Genomic DNA, 15,387 nt, shown 5'->3' with positions numbered 1-15,387 from the left:
TCATTCAATAAAAGCTTTTAAAACGTCTATAACATAATCGACCTCCTCCTTAGTATTATACACGCTAAAAGAAAAACGAATGGATGGTTTCTGTAAATCGATATCGTTTAAAATTTCAGTTAAAACATGCGAGTTTTGAGAACTACCGCTTTGACATGCACTTCCTTTAGAACATGCTATGCCTTTTAAATCTAATTGAAATAACAACATAGCAGCTTTTTTAGGAGGTACTGGCAAGCAAATATTGATAAGCGTATAAGTGCTTTTTTCCAAATCATCAGACTGCCCATTGAATGTTACTTTAGGGATGTCTTTCATTATCTTATCAATAAAATAACGCTTTAACGTTTTAATAGAATCAGTTTCAATATTCATATTAGCGTAAGCACTTTTTAAGGCTACTTCCATACCAATAATATTATGTACACTTTCGGTACCTGCTCTAAGACCCCGCTCCTGCTCACCTCCAAAAATTAACGGTTTTAAACCCGAATTCTTTCTAATAAAAGTAAACCCAACTCCTTTTGGTCCATGAAATTTATGAGCACTCGCCGCTAAAAAATCAATTTGTAACGCTTGTAAATCCATTTTATAGTGCCCTATAGATTGTACAGCATCAGTATGAAATAAAGCATCATTAGCTTTACACAAATTGGCAACATGCTCAATATCTAAGATATTACCAATTTCGTTATTGATATGCATCAAACTTACAAGCGTTTTATTTTCTGTTTGTATTAACGTTTCTAAATGTTTGTAATCAACATCTCCGTTAGCAGTAATATCAACATAACTAACTAGTATATTATACTCTTTTTCAAGTTGCTCTATAGTATGTAAAACGGCATGATGTTCAATTTTTGAAGTAATAACATGATTAACTCCTAAATCCCTAACGGCACTTCTAAGTACTAAATTATCAGCTTCAGTACCTCCCGCAGTAAACACGATTTCTCCAGCAGATACATTTAAATATTGAGCAATAGTCTTTCTTGATTGTTCTATTAATGACTTTGAAGATCTTCCAAAACTATGTGACGATGAAGCATTTCCATAGTTTTTTTTCATAACTTCCGTAATGGCCGTTATAACTTCGTCTCTCATTTGAGTAGTCGCAGCATTATCAAAATATACATTCTTCATAGAAAAGACATTTTTATTAATTCAGTACAAAGTTCAGGTAATCAAAAAAACTTTTTAGAGTTCAAAAATACTTGAAATAAAATTATTTTCAATATGCTACGTTATAAATAACAATTCCATTATTTTTGTCCTAAAATTCGAACCCAATGCGTAAATTATTTTTAGTTTCAATATCTCTATTTTTATTAGCTATATACTCTTGTGACGATGGCGATGTAATTACTGTTGAGTTAGAATTTGGAGAAACTTTTGAAGCTTGCGAAGGCGTATCTAGTTTAATCCTTTACAAAACTAAAAATGATCCTTCCGAATCTTTATCTTTAAGAGTTAATGCTCTTACTTTTGATGAACTTCTTGACGTTGATGAAGTGACTAAAACCTATACAAAAGAGGTTACAATAAATAGCTCTAACCCGTTTAATTATAGAACTTATAGTAATGCTACACTGCCTTCTAATTTATTCTGTAATGACATACCGCTCTCTGATATAATTATAACCCAAGATATAGAAAGTACATCTGGAACTGCTGTGATTGAAACCGTTTTAACAGAAGACGACAATGACGGCATCCCTGCTGAATTTGAGGATATAAACGGTAATGGGAATTTAGAAGATGATGATACTGACAACGATTCTATACCTAATTATATTGACCCAGACGACGATGGCGATAATATCTTAACAAAAGATGAAAACGTCGATCCAAATAATGATGGTATTTTTAGTGATGCTCAAGACACTGACGGAAATGGTACGCCTGATTATTTAGATGATGATGATGATGGAGACGGGGTTAAAACACGCGATGAGGAAAACGATTCTGATGACCTAAACCCTGCAAATGATATTACCATTGGTACAACACCTGACTATTTAAATCCAGATGTGTCTACTTCTGTAGTAGCTATAGCGTATAGAGATCATAATATTACCCAAACATTTACAGTATCACTTACAATTTCTAATTTTGATTTAACACTAATATCTTTAGATATATTTGATTTTGGAATCCTACAAGACTCTAGACTAACCAAAACAAGAAAAGGCGAACCCGTTTTTAATTAATTGGGTATAACATTCTGATAAATATACACTTCGGTAGCTCCCAAACCATATTTCTGGTAATTGGCTTCATAGAATTTCACATTGTTATAGCGTCCAAATAAATATTCTAATTCTACTTTCAATACGCCTTCACCTACCCCGTGTATAAATACTATTTTTTGAATGCGCTTTCTTATGGCAAAGTCTAATTGGCGTTTCGCCGTATCTAATTGGAGCGTTAATATATCGTGCTTAGACATTCCTTTTGAAGATTTAACTAATTGATTAATATGTAAATCTATCTCTAGAGTAGGCTCATACCTATCTTTTGCTCTCGTTTTTACCTGTTTTCTTTTTGAAGGTTGCTCTTTTTCAGAAACAACATCACTAATAGTTGTTTTTGAAAATAATTCTCTAGTAAAAGTACTACCAGCTTTGTTTATAACTAACTCATCACTTTGAAAATCTAATAAAAAACCATCTGTTGTTTCAATAGAAATAGTATTACCCGAAACCTTTTTTATCACTCCGGATAAGTTTTCATCTATAACTAGCACAGAATCACCCAATTTAAAAGACATAACTAGTCGTTTTCGGTATTATCAACATCATCACTATCCTCTTTACTTGGTATACTCCTAGATATTCTATAAACCCCTAGCATAAGTATAATAATTCCTGCTATTAAAATATATTCATTCTGCTCTGTACCAGATTTGGCGTAAGTAGCAACAATAGCACCTAAAATTATCAATATATAATTAAAATACTTCATTAATAACATGTCTTTTTATGATTGGCAAATTACATTAAAAAATTAGATTTTAAATAATGATTTCATCGTGATTTTCTGAGCTTTATTCCGTTTAAAGACGTTTTATACCGATGAAAAACTGGTTTTTGTGAAAATATATATATATTTGTTATCCCCAATACATGTAACCTATTTAAACAATGTTTAGCAGATCTACCCTTTTTCTTCTACTAATAAGCAACCTTTCTTTCTCACAATTATCAGTAAGAAATGACGCTTATGTTTTTATAAATGATGAAATTGTCTTTGTTGAAGATGATATTAACCTAAACGAAGCAGATAGTTCTATTTATTTGCGTGACGAAGCTCAGGTTATTCAAGGTTCTGGTACTACAGGGAATTCTGGTGTTGGTGAATTAAGTGTTTATCAGGATGGTAACGTTGGAGCTCATGAATATAATTATTGGTGTTCTCCGGTTGGTAGCAAAACCAGTAATAATACAAACAATCCTTTTGGGGTTACCTTTCTTAATGATGTTACTGGTCTTATAACTTCAACCCCTGCTACTGTTGGCCGTTTACCTGGATATAATGGCACTTGCAGTCCATTAGCTATTGAGTCTTATTGGATCTGGAAATTTATTGCTTCTGATGAGTATTCTGAATGGATACATGTGGGTGGTAGCACAGACTTAAATCCGGGAGAAGGTTTTACAATGAAGGGGACTGCTGGATCTGGTGATGCACAACAATATGATTTTAGGGGAAAACCTAATAATGGCACTATAGGGGTTAGTGTTTTAAACGGGCAATTTACATTAGTTGGTAATCCGTACCCATCTGCTATGGATGCCTTAGCTTATATACATGATGCTGAAAATGCTGCTGTAATTACTGGTACTTTATTTTTTTGGGAGCAAGACCTTAGTGTAAATTCGCATAACCTTAGAGATTATGAAGGTGGTTATGCTACTTATACTATTAATGCTACTGGTACCATTGAGACCTATACTCCAGCGACTTTTAGTACTTATAACTTGAATGGGACTATTAATGGAGCTGCAGGTGGTGGCCCTTCTGGAAAAGAACCTCAAAGATACATTCCTATTGGGCAAGGATTTATGGTTGAAGGTACAGCAACTGGTACAGTAAAAGCGAAAAACAGTCATAGAATATTTATAAAAGAAACACATGCTGACAGTGAATTTTTTAAGTCTTCTAACACAAAAAAGAAAGCTTCAAAAAATACTAAAGGTTTTTTTAAAGTTCCAAGTGACTATAAGCGTTTTAGATTAAATATTGATTTCAATAATAGCTATACAAGACAATTAGTAGAAACATTCCATAACTCTACGACTTTTGGTTTTGATTATGGTATGGAATCTAATATACATCAAGATGATATTTTGACTTTGGATGCGCATTGGTTAGTGGACGGAAAACCTTATCTCGCAGAAGCATTACCTTTTGATGTTTCTTTAAAAATTCCTTTAGCTATTAAACTAAATAAAGAGTCACAAATTAGAATTAGAATTGCTGATATTCAGAATTTTGAAAGTGATCAGCCTATTTACCTGCATGATATAGAAAATAATACGTTTGTTAATTTAAAAGTTCAGGATTTTAACATTAATCTTGAGGCCAACAATTATAAAGATCGATTTGAAATTGTTTTTGATAAGAATACCTTAAATACTCCAGAGACTGATTTAAATACTTTAAAAGTATTCCAAAACAATAGCATTTCTGAATTAAAAATTTCCAATCCAAATTCTTTAAATGTAAAAGAGTTTAGTTTATTTGATGTAGCTGGTAAAGAAGTAGAAAATAAAAGGCTTCATGATAATTCAAAAAAAGCATATACCTACTCTACAAAATTACTTAGTGATGGTATATACATTCTTCAGGTAAATTTAGATGATAATCAGGTATTTAAGAAAAAGATTATTATTGCTAATAAAAAGTAGAACAGTCATAAATTTATTTGATTGACTTATTTTATATGTCATTTTTCTATATGAACTCCTTTAGACTTTTTCAATTTGCTAAAAAATTGCCGTTTTCAACTCTGTTTTTGTCTTTTTTTCCTTCCGTAGCTCTGCTATGTAACTCAAAAAAGTCTTCAACAGAGGCAAAAATTTCTAATTTTCGCTTAAATCCAAAAAGTCTAAATAGGTTCTATGCTAAAATCTATTGAATAACCTAAAAACGCCTTCAATACAACAATACTTCCAGTATATTTTGAGTGTTAAAAGACAGCAATATATCCTTTTTACTTATTTTAGCGTAATAAAATCTTATTATACGTGCAGGCTTTAAATGATTATATGTTACCATGCTTAAACAAAAAACTCTTTGGTGTAGAATGCATGGGGTGTGGCTTGCAAAGATCACTTGTATTAGTATTTAAAGGGCAATTTTTAGATGCTTTTTATATGTACCCTGCAATTTATAGCTTAATAATTCTTTTTTTAGCTATAGGGATTAATATTTTCTTTAAATTTAAACACTCCACCAAAATTATTGGTGCATTGGCTATAATAACGGTTTCAACAATAATAATAAGTTATCTAATAAAAATAATCAATTAAAATTCAAAAATGGAACAACAAAAACTCAACCCAGCAATTGTTTACGTATTAGCTATTATAGGTTTATTATGCTGCTGTTTTGGCGGGCTCGGATTCATCCTTGCAGGCATTGCATTTATAATTGCTAATAGTAAATTAAATGCGGCTAAGCTTAATCCAGAAAATTATGATCAAAATAGTATTAAAGCTATGAATACAGCTAAAATTGTAGCTTTGGTTATATTAATAATAAATCTTCTGTATCTAATAATGTCCATTTATAGAATATACACGGTGGGTTGGGATGAACTTATGCAAAAGTCTCAAGAGATGATGGAGCAATGGCAACAAAATCAATAATATCGCATTATTTTAGAATAAAGAATACCGTTTGGTAGTCATGGTCGGAAGAAATTTCGGCCATTTTTTATGTTTAAAAAGTATCCTCTAAGGTAGGTGGGCTTAGTTTTTCATTATTTTTTGGAATTACGTTTTACTCTTGTATTTCCCCGGAGAAACCTTGTACTTATCTTTAAATGCTCTACTAAAATGTGGTGTACTTTTAAATCCAACGTAAAGAGATACTTCGGACACTTGTAAATCGCCTTTCACTAATAACTTTGCTGCTTTTTTAAGTCGATATGTTTTTAACAACTCATAAGGCGTCTGGTTAGTTAAGGCCTTCACTTTTTCAAAAAATTGAGACCTACTTATCCCTAACTCTCTAGCTAAAAAGTTAACATCCAAGTCCAGGTTTTGCAAGTTATCATCAACAAGTTTAAAGAGTTTATCTACAAAAATTTCATCATATTTATTTACATGATGTTTTTCCAGAGCTAAACGATTATCAATTTGAAAACGCTCTCGTAAAATTTTTCTATTCTTAAGTAGCATAACAGATCGCATTACCAAATATTTTACTTCAAAAGGTTTATTAATGTATACATCTGCGCCAACTCCTAAACCTTTAAGTTTGCTTTCCATGGATAAAACTGCAGTTAATAGAATTAATGGAATATGACTCGTTTTTATATTTGCTTTTACGTGTTCGCACAATTCTATGCCATTCATTTCTGGCATCATAACATCACTTATTATCAAATCTGGCCATTCTTGTTCCAAAAATTGAGCACAGTCTTTGCCGTTAGAAAACGTTTTAACATTAAAATGGCTAGAAAATACATTTGCTAAAAATAACAACATTTCAGCATTATCTTCAACAATAAAAACCCTTGAGCCTACCAAGGTTTCTTCAACTTCTAGTTCAGGAACATCAAAACCGCTGGCGTTTATCACAACATTATTGGTGTTCTTAACCTCTTCATCAATCAGTGCTTCAATTTTACATTCTTTTAGATTATATTTTTCCAAATCGCCTATCGGGATATTAAATGTGAAAGCTGCCCCTTTACCTTCAATACTTTCTACGTTTAATGAGCCATCATGTAATTCCACTAATTTTTTTGAAAAAGCTAATCCTATACCAGAACCTCCATAATGCGATAAATGGTCTTTTTTAGATTGAAAGAATCGCTCGAAAACATGAGGAATATCTTCAGATTTAATGCCTATACCCGTATCCTTAACCGTACAACTCAGCTGTGAATTGCACTCTGAATACTTAATAGATATGGTGCCACCCCTATTTGAAAATTTGAAGGCATTATTGATTAAGTTATTAAGAACTTTTTCAATTTTACTTTTATCTGCTGCCAAAAAAACATCTTGTTCGGGTGCCTCTAAAGTTAATTTTATCTGGTTTTTTGAAGCTAAAAAGTTAAAATCTAAGATGAGTTGAATGATAAACTCAGAGAAATTAAATTTATCGATATTTAGCTTTAGCATGTCCTTTTCTACTTTCCTAAAATCATGAGCCTGCTCAACCAGTTGCAATATTTTTTTAGATTGTCGTTTTACAAGCTCTAAATAATTTTTAATGGGTTTTTCCTTATCAAATTTTTTAAGAAATGCCTCTATAGGCCCATTAATTAAAGTAAGTGGCGTTCTAAACTCATGAGAAATATTAGTAAAAAACCTCAGTTTGGCATCGCTCAATTCACTTTCTTGCTTCTTCTCTAGTGTCTCTATTTCCAGTTTGTGCTGTAACCTAAAATATCTTATCAATAAAAATGCAATAGTTAAAATAACTGATAATACAATAATGCCGTAAATGGTATAAGCCAGATTTGTTTTTAAAAAATAAGGTGTAATAGCAATATTGATTTTTTTAGGATTGCTCCAAACGTTATCACTATTGGACGCCATGGCCTCAAAAACGTAATCTCCAGGAGGCAAACCGTTGTAATGTATTATATTGTTAGATGAAGGGTTTACCACCCAATCTTTATCTATAGGCGATAATTTATATTTAATAAAGTGATTATCTCGACTTTTAAAGTGCAATGAAGCTACTTCTATTGAAAACACATTTTGATCGTATTCTAATTCTATTTCACTCAACAGTGATAGATTTTTTTCTAGAATAACTCTCCCGTCAATGGAATCTCCAGGCTTGATGGTTTTATTAAACAGTTTGAAATCTCCAAAAATAAGACTGGGAATGGTGCTGTTTTTCTTTATTTGCTCTGGTTTAAAATAAGTAAATCCTTCTCTCCCTCCAAAAAGCATAGTGCCATTGTCGGTTTTAATTGACGAGAATTCAAATTGTAAAAAAGGCAAGCCGTCATCTTTTTGATACTTTCTGAATTCTTTGGTTTTTGTTATAAACTTATTGATTCCCATATTTGTTGAAAGCCATAAATTATTTTCAGCATCACACTCTATACGTTTCACTCCATTATTTATTAGCCCATCTTTTTCTGAATACGTAATAAATTTAGGGCCTGAGGTTTCATTCACTACATTACAAATCCCACCTTGATCTGTAGCAATCCACATACTATTATTAACATCTCGAATAATATGTGACACATAATTACTTGATAAGCCATCCTTGTTATCTGGGAGATTTTGATAGTTTTCAATTTTTAAAGTATTTAGTTTATTATCATTGCCAATATCTACCCTATACAAACCATTTACTTCTGACGCCAACCAAACAAAGTCATACAAAGGGTCTGCATAAATATATCTGATAAGTGAAAACTTAGGCTTATATGATGTTATCCAATTTAAACTTTCTACTATAGGATTTTCATCTTCGTCAAACTTTACGCGAAAAACATCCTTACGATCAGAAACCCAGATACAACAATGCTTATCTTCAACTATTTGCCTAATTAAGGCATTGCTAAATTGTTTATGTTTTTTTGATTGAATTAATTTAAACTCATCTTCATTGTGCTTCTTTAAAAACAGTCCCATTTGGATCCCTCTCGGTGAAAACCAAATATTACCCTTAGAGTCTTGCACCATCTTTCCTTTAAATTCTGTATTCTCTGGAGGTGCTTTAAATGGCAATGGCAAAAACTTTTGTTTTTCAGCATCAAATAGAGATATTTTACCAAAATATGTTGTTATTAACACCTTATTGTCATCATATTTAGACATACTTGCAATAGTATTCGTTTCAATACCATGTGGGCTTCCAAAACTTTTTTCATAACTATTGAAAGAATTATTCACCACTTCAAATTCATAAATACCTTTGTTAAATGTTGTAACCCAACATCGTTTTTTAATATTAGCCGAAACTGAGCTTACATATATTTCATCAAATGATTTAAGATGACATATTTCTAAATTTTCATTCCATTTTTGAGGTATGAAATTTTTCACTTTACTTATTCCATTTATAGCCCCCAGCCACAATGTTTTATTAGCATCTAGTGAAATATGTTTAAACCGTTTATCTTGAAATATGGTATTAACATATTCTAATTTTTCACTAAGCCTTAAATGAGCGATCCCATGAGATTTTACTACAAATAGGTTTTCTTTATCGTATAGCAATAAACCGAAACAGGATTCTATTGCTTTTAGTTCGAATAATTGAAAGTCTTTAGTAGTTAAATCGAATATTAATAAACCTGAAGATGATGTGATGGCATATTTTGTTGAAGACAGCTTAACGATGTCTCGAAAATTAGTTTGGTTTGAATTAAAGATTTTTGGTTGATAGGTACCAATTAATTTATAGTGTTTATCAAAATGAAGTATAGTATGATTCTCTAATAAGCATAGTACAGAATCATTATCAGATAATATTATTTTTTTTACAATTAAAACTTTCTGTTTACTGTCAATATTAGTATGTACAACGGAAATTTTATCATTATTCAAGTCTAATAAATTAATCCCATGTTCTGTACCAATCCACAATTTTTTATTGACGTCCTCATTAAGAGAGAGCACTCTGTTACTTAATAAAAGTTTATTCTCAAGCGTATTCCTGTATTGCTTAAATGAGTATCCATCATACTTATTTAAACCATCATAAGTAGCAAACCATATAAGTCCATTGCTATCTTCAAAAACACTTGTAACACCATTATGAGATAATTTATCGGCAGTTGTGTACTGTTTAATAGGATTAAAAACACACTCTTGACCAAAGCATTTATATGCACTTAAAATCGTAATAAAAAAAAGTAGGAATATTTTTAGAGTTACTCTCATGATTATTGTGGACAATTTGATGTGAATTTTACTAATTTTTAATTGATATCTGTTTAAACAAAAACGTAGAAACTAAAACAGCTACAGTCCAAATACACCATCTAAATAGCTGATAATCAACATGTAATACGCTTAGATATTTTTTTAATACTAACAGATAAGCCATTTGTTTTTAACTATTATAAATTCACGAAGCATATTATTATCACTTTAACAAAAAACAACATGTAATTTTGATAAAACTACAACTAATTAACAATTAAATTAAATAAAACTAAATTAAATTAAAACAAATTAATGATGAAAAAAAACTATTTATTTTGGCTACTAGCTTTATTATTTTCGGTTAGTAATTATGCACAACAACCTGTTGGTATAGGAGGGAATTGGACACTGCAACCAGACTTTTCAGATGAGTTTAACAATGGGCTTAACACTAATAAGTGGGATCATAACCCTAATGACTGGGGACCATGGTCTTGGGAAACAAGACACACTAAAGTAAACAATGGCAAGCTTAAGCTAACACTTGACTGGGACAGGCATACAAGAGGTGGAAAACAGCTATACTTTACATCTGGTATTATAAGAAGTAAAAAAAATATTAAATACGGATATTTTGAAATTAGAATGAAAGGAGCTCCCAGACATCCTGGTGTATGTCCTGCGTTTTGGACATATAGTATCGGTCAAACTGTTAAAGTAATCAATGGACAACGTGTTAAATACAATGAAATTGATTTCCCTGAAATACAACAACGTAAAAGAAACGTAAAACTTATTGACTGGAACTTAATTAGAGCTGATGATGCTAGGCCGCAAAAAAGAACATCAGTAAGAGAAACTACGGGCGGTGGTCAAGGCCCAAGTTTTGATCCAAGGAATGCTTACCACGTTTATGGTTGTTTATGGGAATCTGGTAGCGTTAAGTTTTATATAGACGGTAGATTGGTAGCTACAGCAAATGCCTCTGAAGCAGCATTACAACAACATCAACAACGCTTAGTCATATCGTTAGGTTTAAGAGAGCCTTTTTATGAATATAGAAACGGTTCTAGACATGCAGTTGTTACTAACAGTCGCCCATCTGGTTTTCCAACAACTATGCAAGTAGACTACGTTAGAACCTGGAAAAGAGCTGGTGGCGGCAATGGTGGTGGAGGTACTGCTTGTGCTCCTGCTTGGAAGTCTGGAGCCACTTATGCTTTGAAAGATGAAGTATCCCATAATGGAAAAAAATGGAGATGGAAATCTAGAACAAATGGTAACTGTACTCCTGGTGCTTGTGGTAGATGGAAAAATTTAGGTGCTTGTTCTAGTTCTAACAAAACAGTGACACAAAAAACGTCTTCTGGATCTGAATTCTCTAACTACATCGGAAATGGAGATTTAAATGCTAGAGAAGTAAGTCAAGATATTGGTTTTGGACCTTCTGGTTTATTGAACATATATCCTAATCCAGCTAAAAATGAATTATATATAGACTCTGATGGAATGAGTTCAATTTCTATATATGATATAAGAGGAGTAAGAATTCTTAATAAGCAATTCCAAGATAGAACAACTGTAAATGTTAGAAACTTTGCAAAAGGATTATATCTGGTTAAAGTTGCTAACGAAGTAACTGAAACTTCTAAAAAAGTAGTTGTTGACTAACATAATTCATTAGCCTTTTTTGGATATAAAAAGAGGTCTGTAAAGATAGTCATGGTCGGAAGAAAAAATCTTCTGGCCATGACTATCTATTTGGTGCTTTTCTTTATAAGCTTTATTATTAATATTGAATGAACTACCTCGACGCAAGCATACGAGGTATCAAAACAACTTCAACTGTGAAGTATGTATCTTTTCATAATTATTGCTACCTCCTTGCCCTTGAACATATTTCTTAATGACTTCTTCATTTGCATATTGACCAACTGTATTAATATAATAGCCACTAGTCCAAAACTTTCCGCCCTATAAAAACTTTTTTACTTCTGGGTGTAACCTGAATATTTCTCTTGCTGTCAAACTCTTAACCGTATTTGAAATTTTCTTTGCAGACAGCATGGGAACACTTTGAATCAAAAAATGAACATGGTCATCATCACAGCCTATCTCTAAGAAATGTATCTCATATCGTGCCGATATTTCTAAACATACATTTTCCAACGTTTGTGAAACTTCTGCTGTCAAAATTTTTCTCCTATATTTTATAGGACAAACCAAATGATATAACAATAAACTTTTGTTATGACTCTTATGAATATGATCACTCATAAGAACAAATTTAAATATCTTTACGCTACACCCGACGCTAGCGTCGGGGAATTCTAATAATTAAAAGGACGCTGCAGCAAACATCCCTATAATAAATGCTAGTACATAAATACTAATAATTATAATGGCAAAAATCCCCATAAATTTATAATGGGACTATAAATTCAAAAATGCTATTTTAAAATCTTCATTATTATTAAGCTTTAAAGCATTTTTCATTTTTTTTGAAAATTTGAATAAGTATAAAAGTGGAAAAAAATAAATCAAAGCCAATAGCAAGTAAACAATTCCTGCACCTAGAGAATACCCTAATCCATAAGCTGAGTCTGCTCCAAATTCATTTAAACCTGTGTAAAAACTCATTCCCACGCCCACAAGAACTATAAGTCCAATACCCACAAAACCAAGTATCGCTAAAAAATAAGACCACTTCGAGGTTTCTTCTAAATAACCTCTAATATCCTTATTTATATCAAGTTCAAAGTTTTCAAAAGCCGATTTTTCTTCCATTAACATCTAATTTTCAAACTGTTTAAGCGTTTTTATAATAATGCTAACACAGTCTAGCAATTGTTCTTTATCCATGACTAGAGGTGGTGCAAATCGTATAATATTACCATGTGTTGGTTTTGCTAATAATCCATTATCCCGCAATGCTAAACAAATATTCCAAGCGGTGTCACCATCTTCATCATCATTTATAAGAATCGCATTAAGCAAGCCTTTTCCTCTAACCAAACTAGCTATATTACTCGTGTCAATATATTTATTTAATTCAAATCTAAATAGGTCTCCCAATATTTCTGCATTCTCAGCTAATTTTTCATCTCTTACTACTTCAAGAGCTGCTATAGCTACTGCAGCTGCTACTGGGTTTCCTCCAAAAGTACTTCCATGGTTACCTGGTTTAATAACATCCATAATAGCATCATTAGCTAAAACAGCAGATACTGGATAAACACCACCACTTATAGCCTTTCCTAAGATTAAAATATCTGGTATTACATTTTCATGGTTAACAGCTAAAAGTTTTCCTGTTCTGGCTATACCAGTTTGTACCTCATCAGCAATGAACAAAACATTATACTGCTCACAAAGCGATTTTGCTTTAGTTAAGTAACCTTCACTAGGAACATAAACTCCCGCTTCACCTTGTATAGGCTCAACTAAAAACCCTCCAACATTTGGATTATTTTGTAAAGCTGATTCTAATGCCTCAAGATTATCGTATTCTATTTTAATAAACCCATTGGTATATGGTCCAAAATTTTGACGAGCTACTGGGTCGTTCGAAAATGAAATAATTGTTGTTGTGCGTCCATGAAAATTGTTTTCGCATACTATAATTTCAGCTTTGTTTTCATCAATCCCTTTTACCTCATAAGCCCATTTTCTACATAACTTTAAAGCAGTCTCTACAGCTTCAGCACCCGTATTCATTGGTAATAACTTATCAAAGCCAAAAAATTCACAAGCAAATTTCTCATATTTGCCTAGCATGTCGTTATGAAATGCTCTTGAAGTTAGCGTTAATGTTTGTGCTTGTTGCACCATAGCATTAACAATTTTTGGATGACAATGCCCTTGATTAACGGCTGAATATGCAGAAAGGAAATCGTAATATTGTTTTCCATCTACATCCCACACATACACACCTTCTCCCCTGCTTAAAACTACAGGTAATGGATGGTAATTATGAGCACCATACTTGTTTTCTAATTCGATTAATTGTTGCGACGTTTGTTGTTCTAAAATTGCCATTTTAAAAAAAATTTAAATATAAAAAATATGCAATTCCTACTGTACCTTTATTCTTTCGAAGTGACGAAAATTCAGCGTGGGAGAGAAATCATCCCCGGATAGGGGGGCAAAGTTAATAAATATTAATTGTATTATAAAATCTTAACGGTTCCTGTTTCAAAATTACTGTAAAAGAAAATGATCGTTTTAAAACAAAAATGATATTATTCAGTCATTTTACTAGAGAGTGATGATATCTGTAATTCCAAACGTTTAATTTCTCTAATCAGAGCATTTTTATCCATTTGCATCCAAGCAAAAATTTTTAACATGCTAACGCCTAATAGAAATACAACGCTTCCAAATCCCCATTTAATCATTTCATTGGTACTATCTGTATCAAAAAACTGAATAGTACAATACACAAAAAAAGAAAAGAAAACTACAGTTACAACATTCATCATATACATAATCCATTTGTTCTTACCTTGAAACAAACCGCCAAGCATTTGAAATACGTTTTGTTCATCTAATTTCTCATAAAATTTAGCTTCTTCTTCTGTTAAAGTCTCTTTAATTAATTTATCTATGTCTTCCATATTAGTTTTCATCTGTTCTATATTTTATTGTTAATAAATTTCAAAATGTAATGCGTTCTTAATTTTAATACACAAACGTGCTAGTCATTTTGACTCTTTTTATAATAGCTGTTTTTTCAATATTGATTTTAGTTTTTCTCTTGCATGAAATAATCTAGATTTTGTTGTTCCTACAGATATATTTAGAATATCTCCGATCTCTTTTAATGAATAATCTTCAACATAAAACAACTTAATAACGATTTGTTGGTCTTTTGGTAGCTTTTTTATCGTTTGTAAAAGCTTATTCTTTAATTGTTCTTTATCATCTTCTTCTACTTCTGCAATATTTTGTTCATATTTATAGTATTCTAACTCATTTCTTTTTTTGTTTTTTGCTTTAATTGAATCTAATGATTTTGTATAAACAATGCGCATTCCCCAACTCCCAAAACTTTCAGGATTCTTCAAATCACATATCTTATCCATAATAATATTCCAGCAATCTTGAGTAATATCTTTTGCTGCATCAGCATCTTTTAAAATATAAAAGGCCTTTTCACAAAACAATTTATGCCAACGTTTAACCAAAAACACAAGTGCTTTTTTGTCACCAGATTGATATTCTAAAACTAATTTTTTGTCTATTTTTCGTTGTTCACTATTCATTCTTACTAGGCAACTTATACTTTAAAGACAGTAAAAAAACAAAAAGG

At 31.5% G+C, this 15,387-nt stretch carries 13 protein-coding genes and 1 pseudogene; 5 read left to right on the top strand and 9 right to left on the bottom strand.

Features of this window, described 5'->3' with window-relative positions; all coding sequences use genetic code 11:
- Entirely contained in the window at positions 1 to 1,143 is a 1,143-nt protein-coding gene (locus Q4Q34_RS15005; protein WP_303315494.1) for a cysteine desulfurase family protein, read from the bottom strand.
- Positions 1,144 to 1,289: 146 nt separating this feature from the next.
- Here Q4Q34_RS15005 and Q4Q34_RS15000 point away from each other — a divergent pair, with 146 nt between their 5' ends.
- On the top strand, positions 1,290 to 2,210 hold the full coding sequence (locus tag Q4Q34_RS15000; protein ID WP_303315496.1) for a hypothetical protein: 921 nt from the start codon (positions 1,290 to 1,292) through the stop codon (positions 2,208 to 2,210).
- On the opposite strand, the gene Q4Q34_RS14995 is transcribed toward Q4Q34_RS15000, so the two are convergent.
- Complete coding sequence (locus Q4Q34_RS14995; protein WP_303315499.1) at positions 2,207 to 2,770, bottom strand: Smr/MutS family protein; 564 nt, start codon at positions 2,768 to 2,770, stop codon at positions 2,207 to 2,209. The two genes, Q4Q34_RS15000 and Q4Q34_RS14995, sit on opposite strands and share 4 nt — an antisense overlap.
- Before the next feature lie 2 nt (positions 2,771 to 2,772).
- Positions 2,773 to 2,964: a hypothetical protein gene (locus Q4Q34_RS14990; protein WP_303315500.1), complete on the bottom strand. Its 192-nt coding sequence runs from the start codon at positions 2,962 to 2,964 to the stop codon at positions 2,773 to 2,775.
- 179 nt (positions 2,965 to 3,143) lie between these two features.
- Between Q4Q34_RS14990 and Q4Q34_RS14985 the strand changes: the two genes are divergently transcribed.
- From Q4Q34_RS14985 to Q4Q34_RS14975, 3 genes are all read left to right on the top strand, one after another.
- Positions 3,144 to 4,910 carry a T9SS type A sorting domain-containing protein gene (locus Q4Q34_RS14985; protein ID WP_303315502.1) on the top strand — a complete coding sequence of 589 codons (1,767 nt, stop codon included), beginning with the start codon at positions 3,144 to 3,146 and terminating at the stop codon, positions 4,908 to 4,910.
- Between the two features lie 360 nt (positions 4,911 to 5,270).
- Complete coding sequence (locus Q4Q34_RS14980; RefSeq protein WP_303316295.1) at positions 5,271 to 5,534, top strand: DUF2752 domain-containing protein; 264 nt, start codon at positions 5,271 to 5,273, stop codon at positions 5,532 to 5,534.
- A 9-nt stretch (positions 5,535 to 5,543) separates the two neighbouring features.
- Positions 5,544 to 5,873, top strand: coding sequence for a CCC motif membrane protein (locus Q4Q34_RS14975; protein WP_303315504.1), 330 nt, complete (start codon positions 5,544 to 5,546; stop codon positions 5,871 to 5,873).
- Positions 5,874 to 5,999: 126 nt separating this feature from the next.
- Here Q4Q34_RS14975 and Q4Q34_RS14970 read toward each other — a convergent pair whose 3' ends face one another.
- Positions 6,000 to 10,091 carry a hybrid sensor histidine kinase/response regulator transcription factor gene (locus tag Q4Q34_RS14970; RefSeq protein WP_303315506.1) on the bottom strand — a complete coding sequence of 1,364 codons (4,092 nt, stop codon included), beginning with the start codon at positions 10,089 to 10,091 and terminating at the stop codon, positions 6,000 to 6,002.
- 297 nt (positions 10,092 to 10,388) lie between these two features.
- On the opposite strand from Q4Q34_RS14970, the gene Q4Q34_RS14965 reads away from it, so the two are divergent.
- Positions 10,389 to 11,747, top strand: coding sequence for a family 16 glycosylhydrolase (locus tag Q4Q34_RS14965; RefSeq protein WP_303315507.1), 1,359 nt, complete (start codon positions 10,389 to 10,391; stop codon positions 11,745 to 11,747).
- A gap of 159 nt (positions 11,748 to 11,906) precedes the next feature.
- Here the strand turns inward: Q4Q34_RS14965 and tnpA are convergent.
- The 5 genes and pseudogenes from tnpA to Q4Q34_RS14940 form a co-directional block, all read right to left on the bottom strand.
- Positions 11,907 to 12,353, bottom strand: a pseudogene (gene tnpA, locus Q4Q34_RS14960) (IS200/IS605 family transposase).
- A gap of 156 nt (positions 12,354 to 12,509) precedes the next feature.
- Positions 12,510 to 12,863: a hypothetical protein gene (locus Q4Q34_RS14955; RefSeq protein WP_303315508.1), complete on the bottom strand. Its 354-nt coding sequence runs from the start codon at positions 12,861 to 12,863 to the stop codon at positions 12,510 to 12,512.
- Between the two features lie 6 nt (positions 12,864 to 12,869).
- The gene (gene rocD, locus Q4Q34_RS14950) at positions 12,870 to 14,114 is read right to left on the bottom strand and encodes an ornithine--oxo-acid transaminase (protein WP_303315510.1); all 1,245 of its coding nucleotides are present in this window, start codon (positions 14,112 to 14,114) and stop codon (positions 12,870 to 12,872) included.
- Positions 14,115 to 14,317: 203 nt separating this feature from the next.
- The gene (locus tag Q4Q34_RS14945) at positions 14,318 to 14,704 is read right to left on the bottom strand and encodes a DUF6768 family protein (protein ID WP_303315512.1); all 387 of its coding nucleotides are present in this window, start codon (positions 14,702 to 14,704) and stop codon (positions 14,318 to 14,320) included.
- 87 nt (positions 14,705 to 14,791) lie between these two features.
- Complete coding sequence (locus Q4Q34_RS14940) at positions 14,792 to 15,340, bottom strand: RNA polymerase sigma factor (protein WP_303315514.1); 549 nt, start codon at positions 15,338 to 15,340, stop codon at positions 14,792 to 14,794.
- Positions 15,341 to 15,387: the final 47 nt, after the last annotated feature.

The organism is Flavivirga abyssicola, assembly GCF_030540775.2.
Classification (GTDB): Bacteria; Bacteroidota; Bacteroidia; order Flavobacteriales; family Flavobacteriaceae; genus Flavivirga; species Flavivirga abyssicola.
This window is presented reverse-complemented; position numbering and strand designations above follow the sequence as displayed.

Coding starts and splice junctions, on each gene's coding strand:
- Q4Q34_RS14975 (WP_303315504.1), top strand. CDS start 5,544: ATGGAACAACAAAAACTCAACCCAGCAATTGTTTACGTATTAGCTATT.
- Q4Q34_RS14970 (WP_303315506.1), bottom strand. CDS start 10,091: ATGAGAGTAACTCTAAAAATATTCCTACTTTTTTTTATTACGATTTTA.
- Q4Q34_RS14940 (WP_303315514.1), bottom strand. CDS start 15,340: ATGAATAGTGAACAACGAAAAATAGACAAAAAATTAGTTTTAGAATAT.
- Q4Q34_RS15005 (WP_303315494.1), bottom strand. CDS start 1,143: ATGAAGAATGTATATTTTGATAATGCTGCGACTACTCAAATGAGAGAC.
- Q4Q34_RS14955 (WP_303315508.1), bottom strand. CDS start 12,863: ATGGAAGAAAAATCGGCTTTTGAAAACTTTGAACTTGATATAAATAAG.
- Q4Q34_RS14990 (WP_303315500.1), bottom strand. CDS start 2,964: ATGAAGTATTTTAATTATATATTGATAATTTTAGGTGCTATTGTTGCT.
- Q4Q34_RS15000 (WP_303315496.1), top strand. CDS start 1,290: ATGCGTAAATTATTTTTAGTTTCAATATCTCTATTTTTATTAGCTATA.
- Q4Q34_RS14985 (WP_303315502.1), top strand. CDS start 3,144: ATGTTTAGCAGATCTACCCTTTTTCTTCTACTAATAAGCAACCTTTCT.
- Q4Q34_RS14965 (WP_303315507.1), top strand. CDS start 10,389: ATGATGAAAAAAAACTATTTATTTTGGCTACTAGCTTTATTATTTTCG.
- Q4Q34_RS14995 (WP_303315499.1), bottom strand. CDS start 2,770: ATGTCTTTTAAATTGGGTGATTCTGTGCTAGTTATAGATGAAAACTTA.
- rocD (WP_303315510.1), bottom strand. CDS start 14,114: ATGGCAATTTTAGAACAACAAACGTCGCAACAATTAATCGAATTAGAA.
- Q4Q34_RS14980 (WP_303316295.1), top strand. CDS start 5,271: ATGTTACCATGCTTAAACAAAAAACTCTTTGGTGTAGAATGCATGGGG.
- Q4Q34_RS14945 (WP_303315512.1), bottom strand. CDS start 14,704: ATGAAAACTAATATGGAAGACATAGATAAATTAATTAAAGAGACTTTA.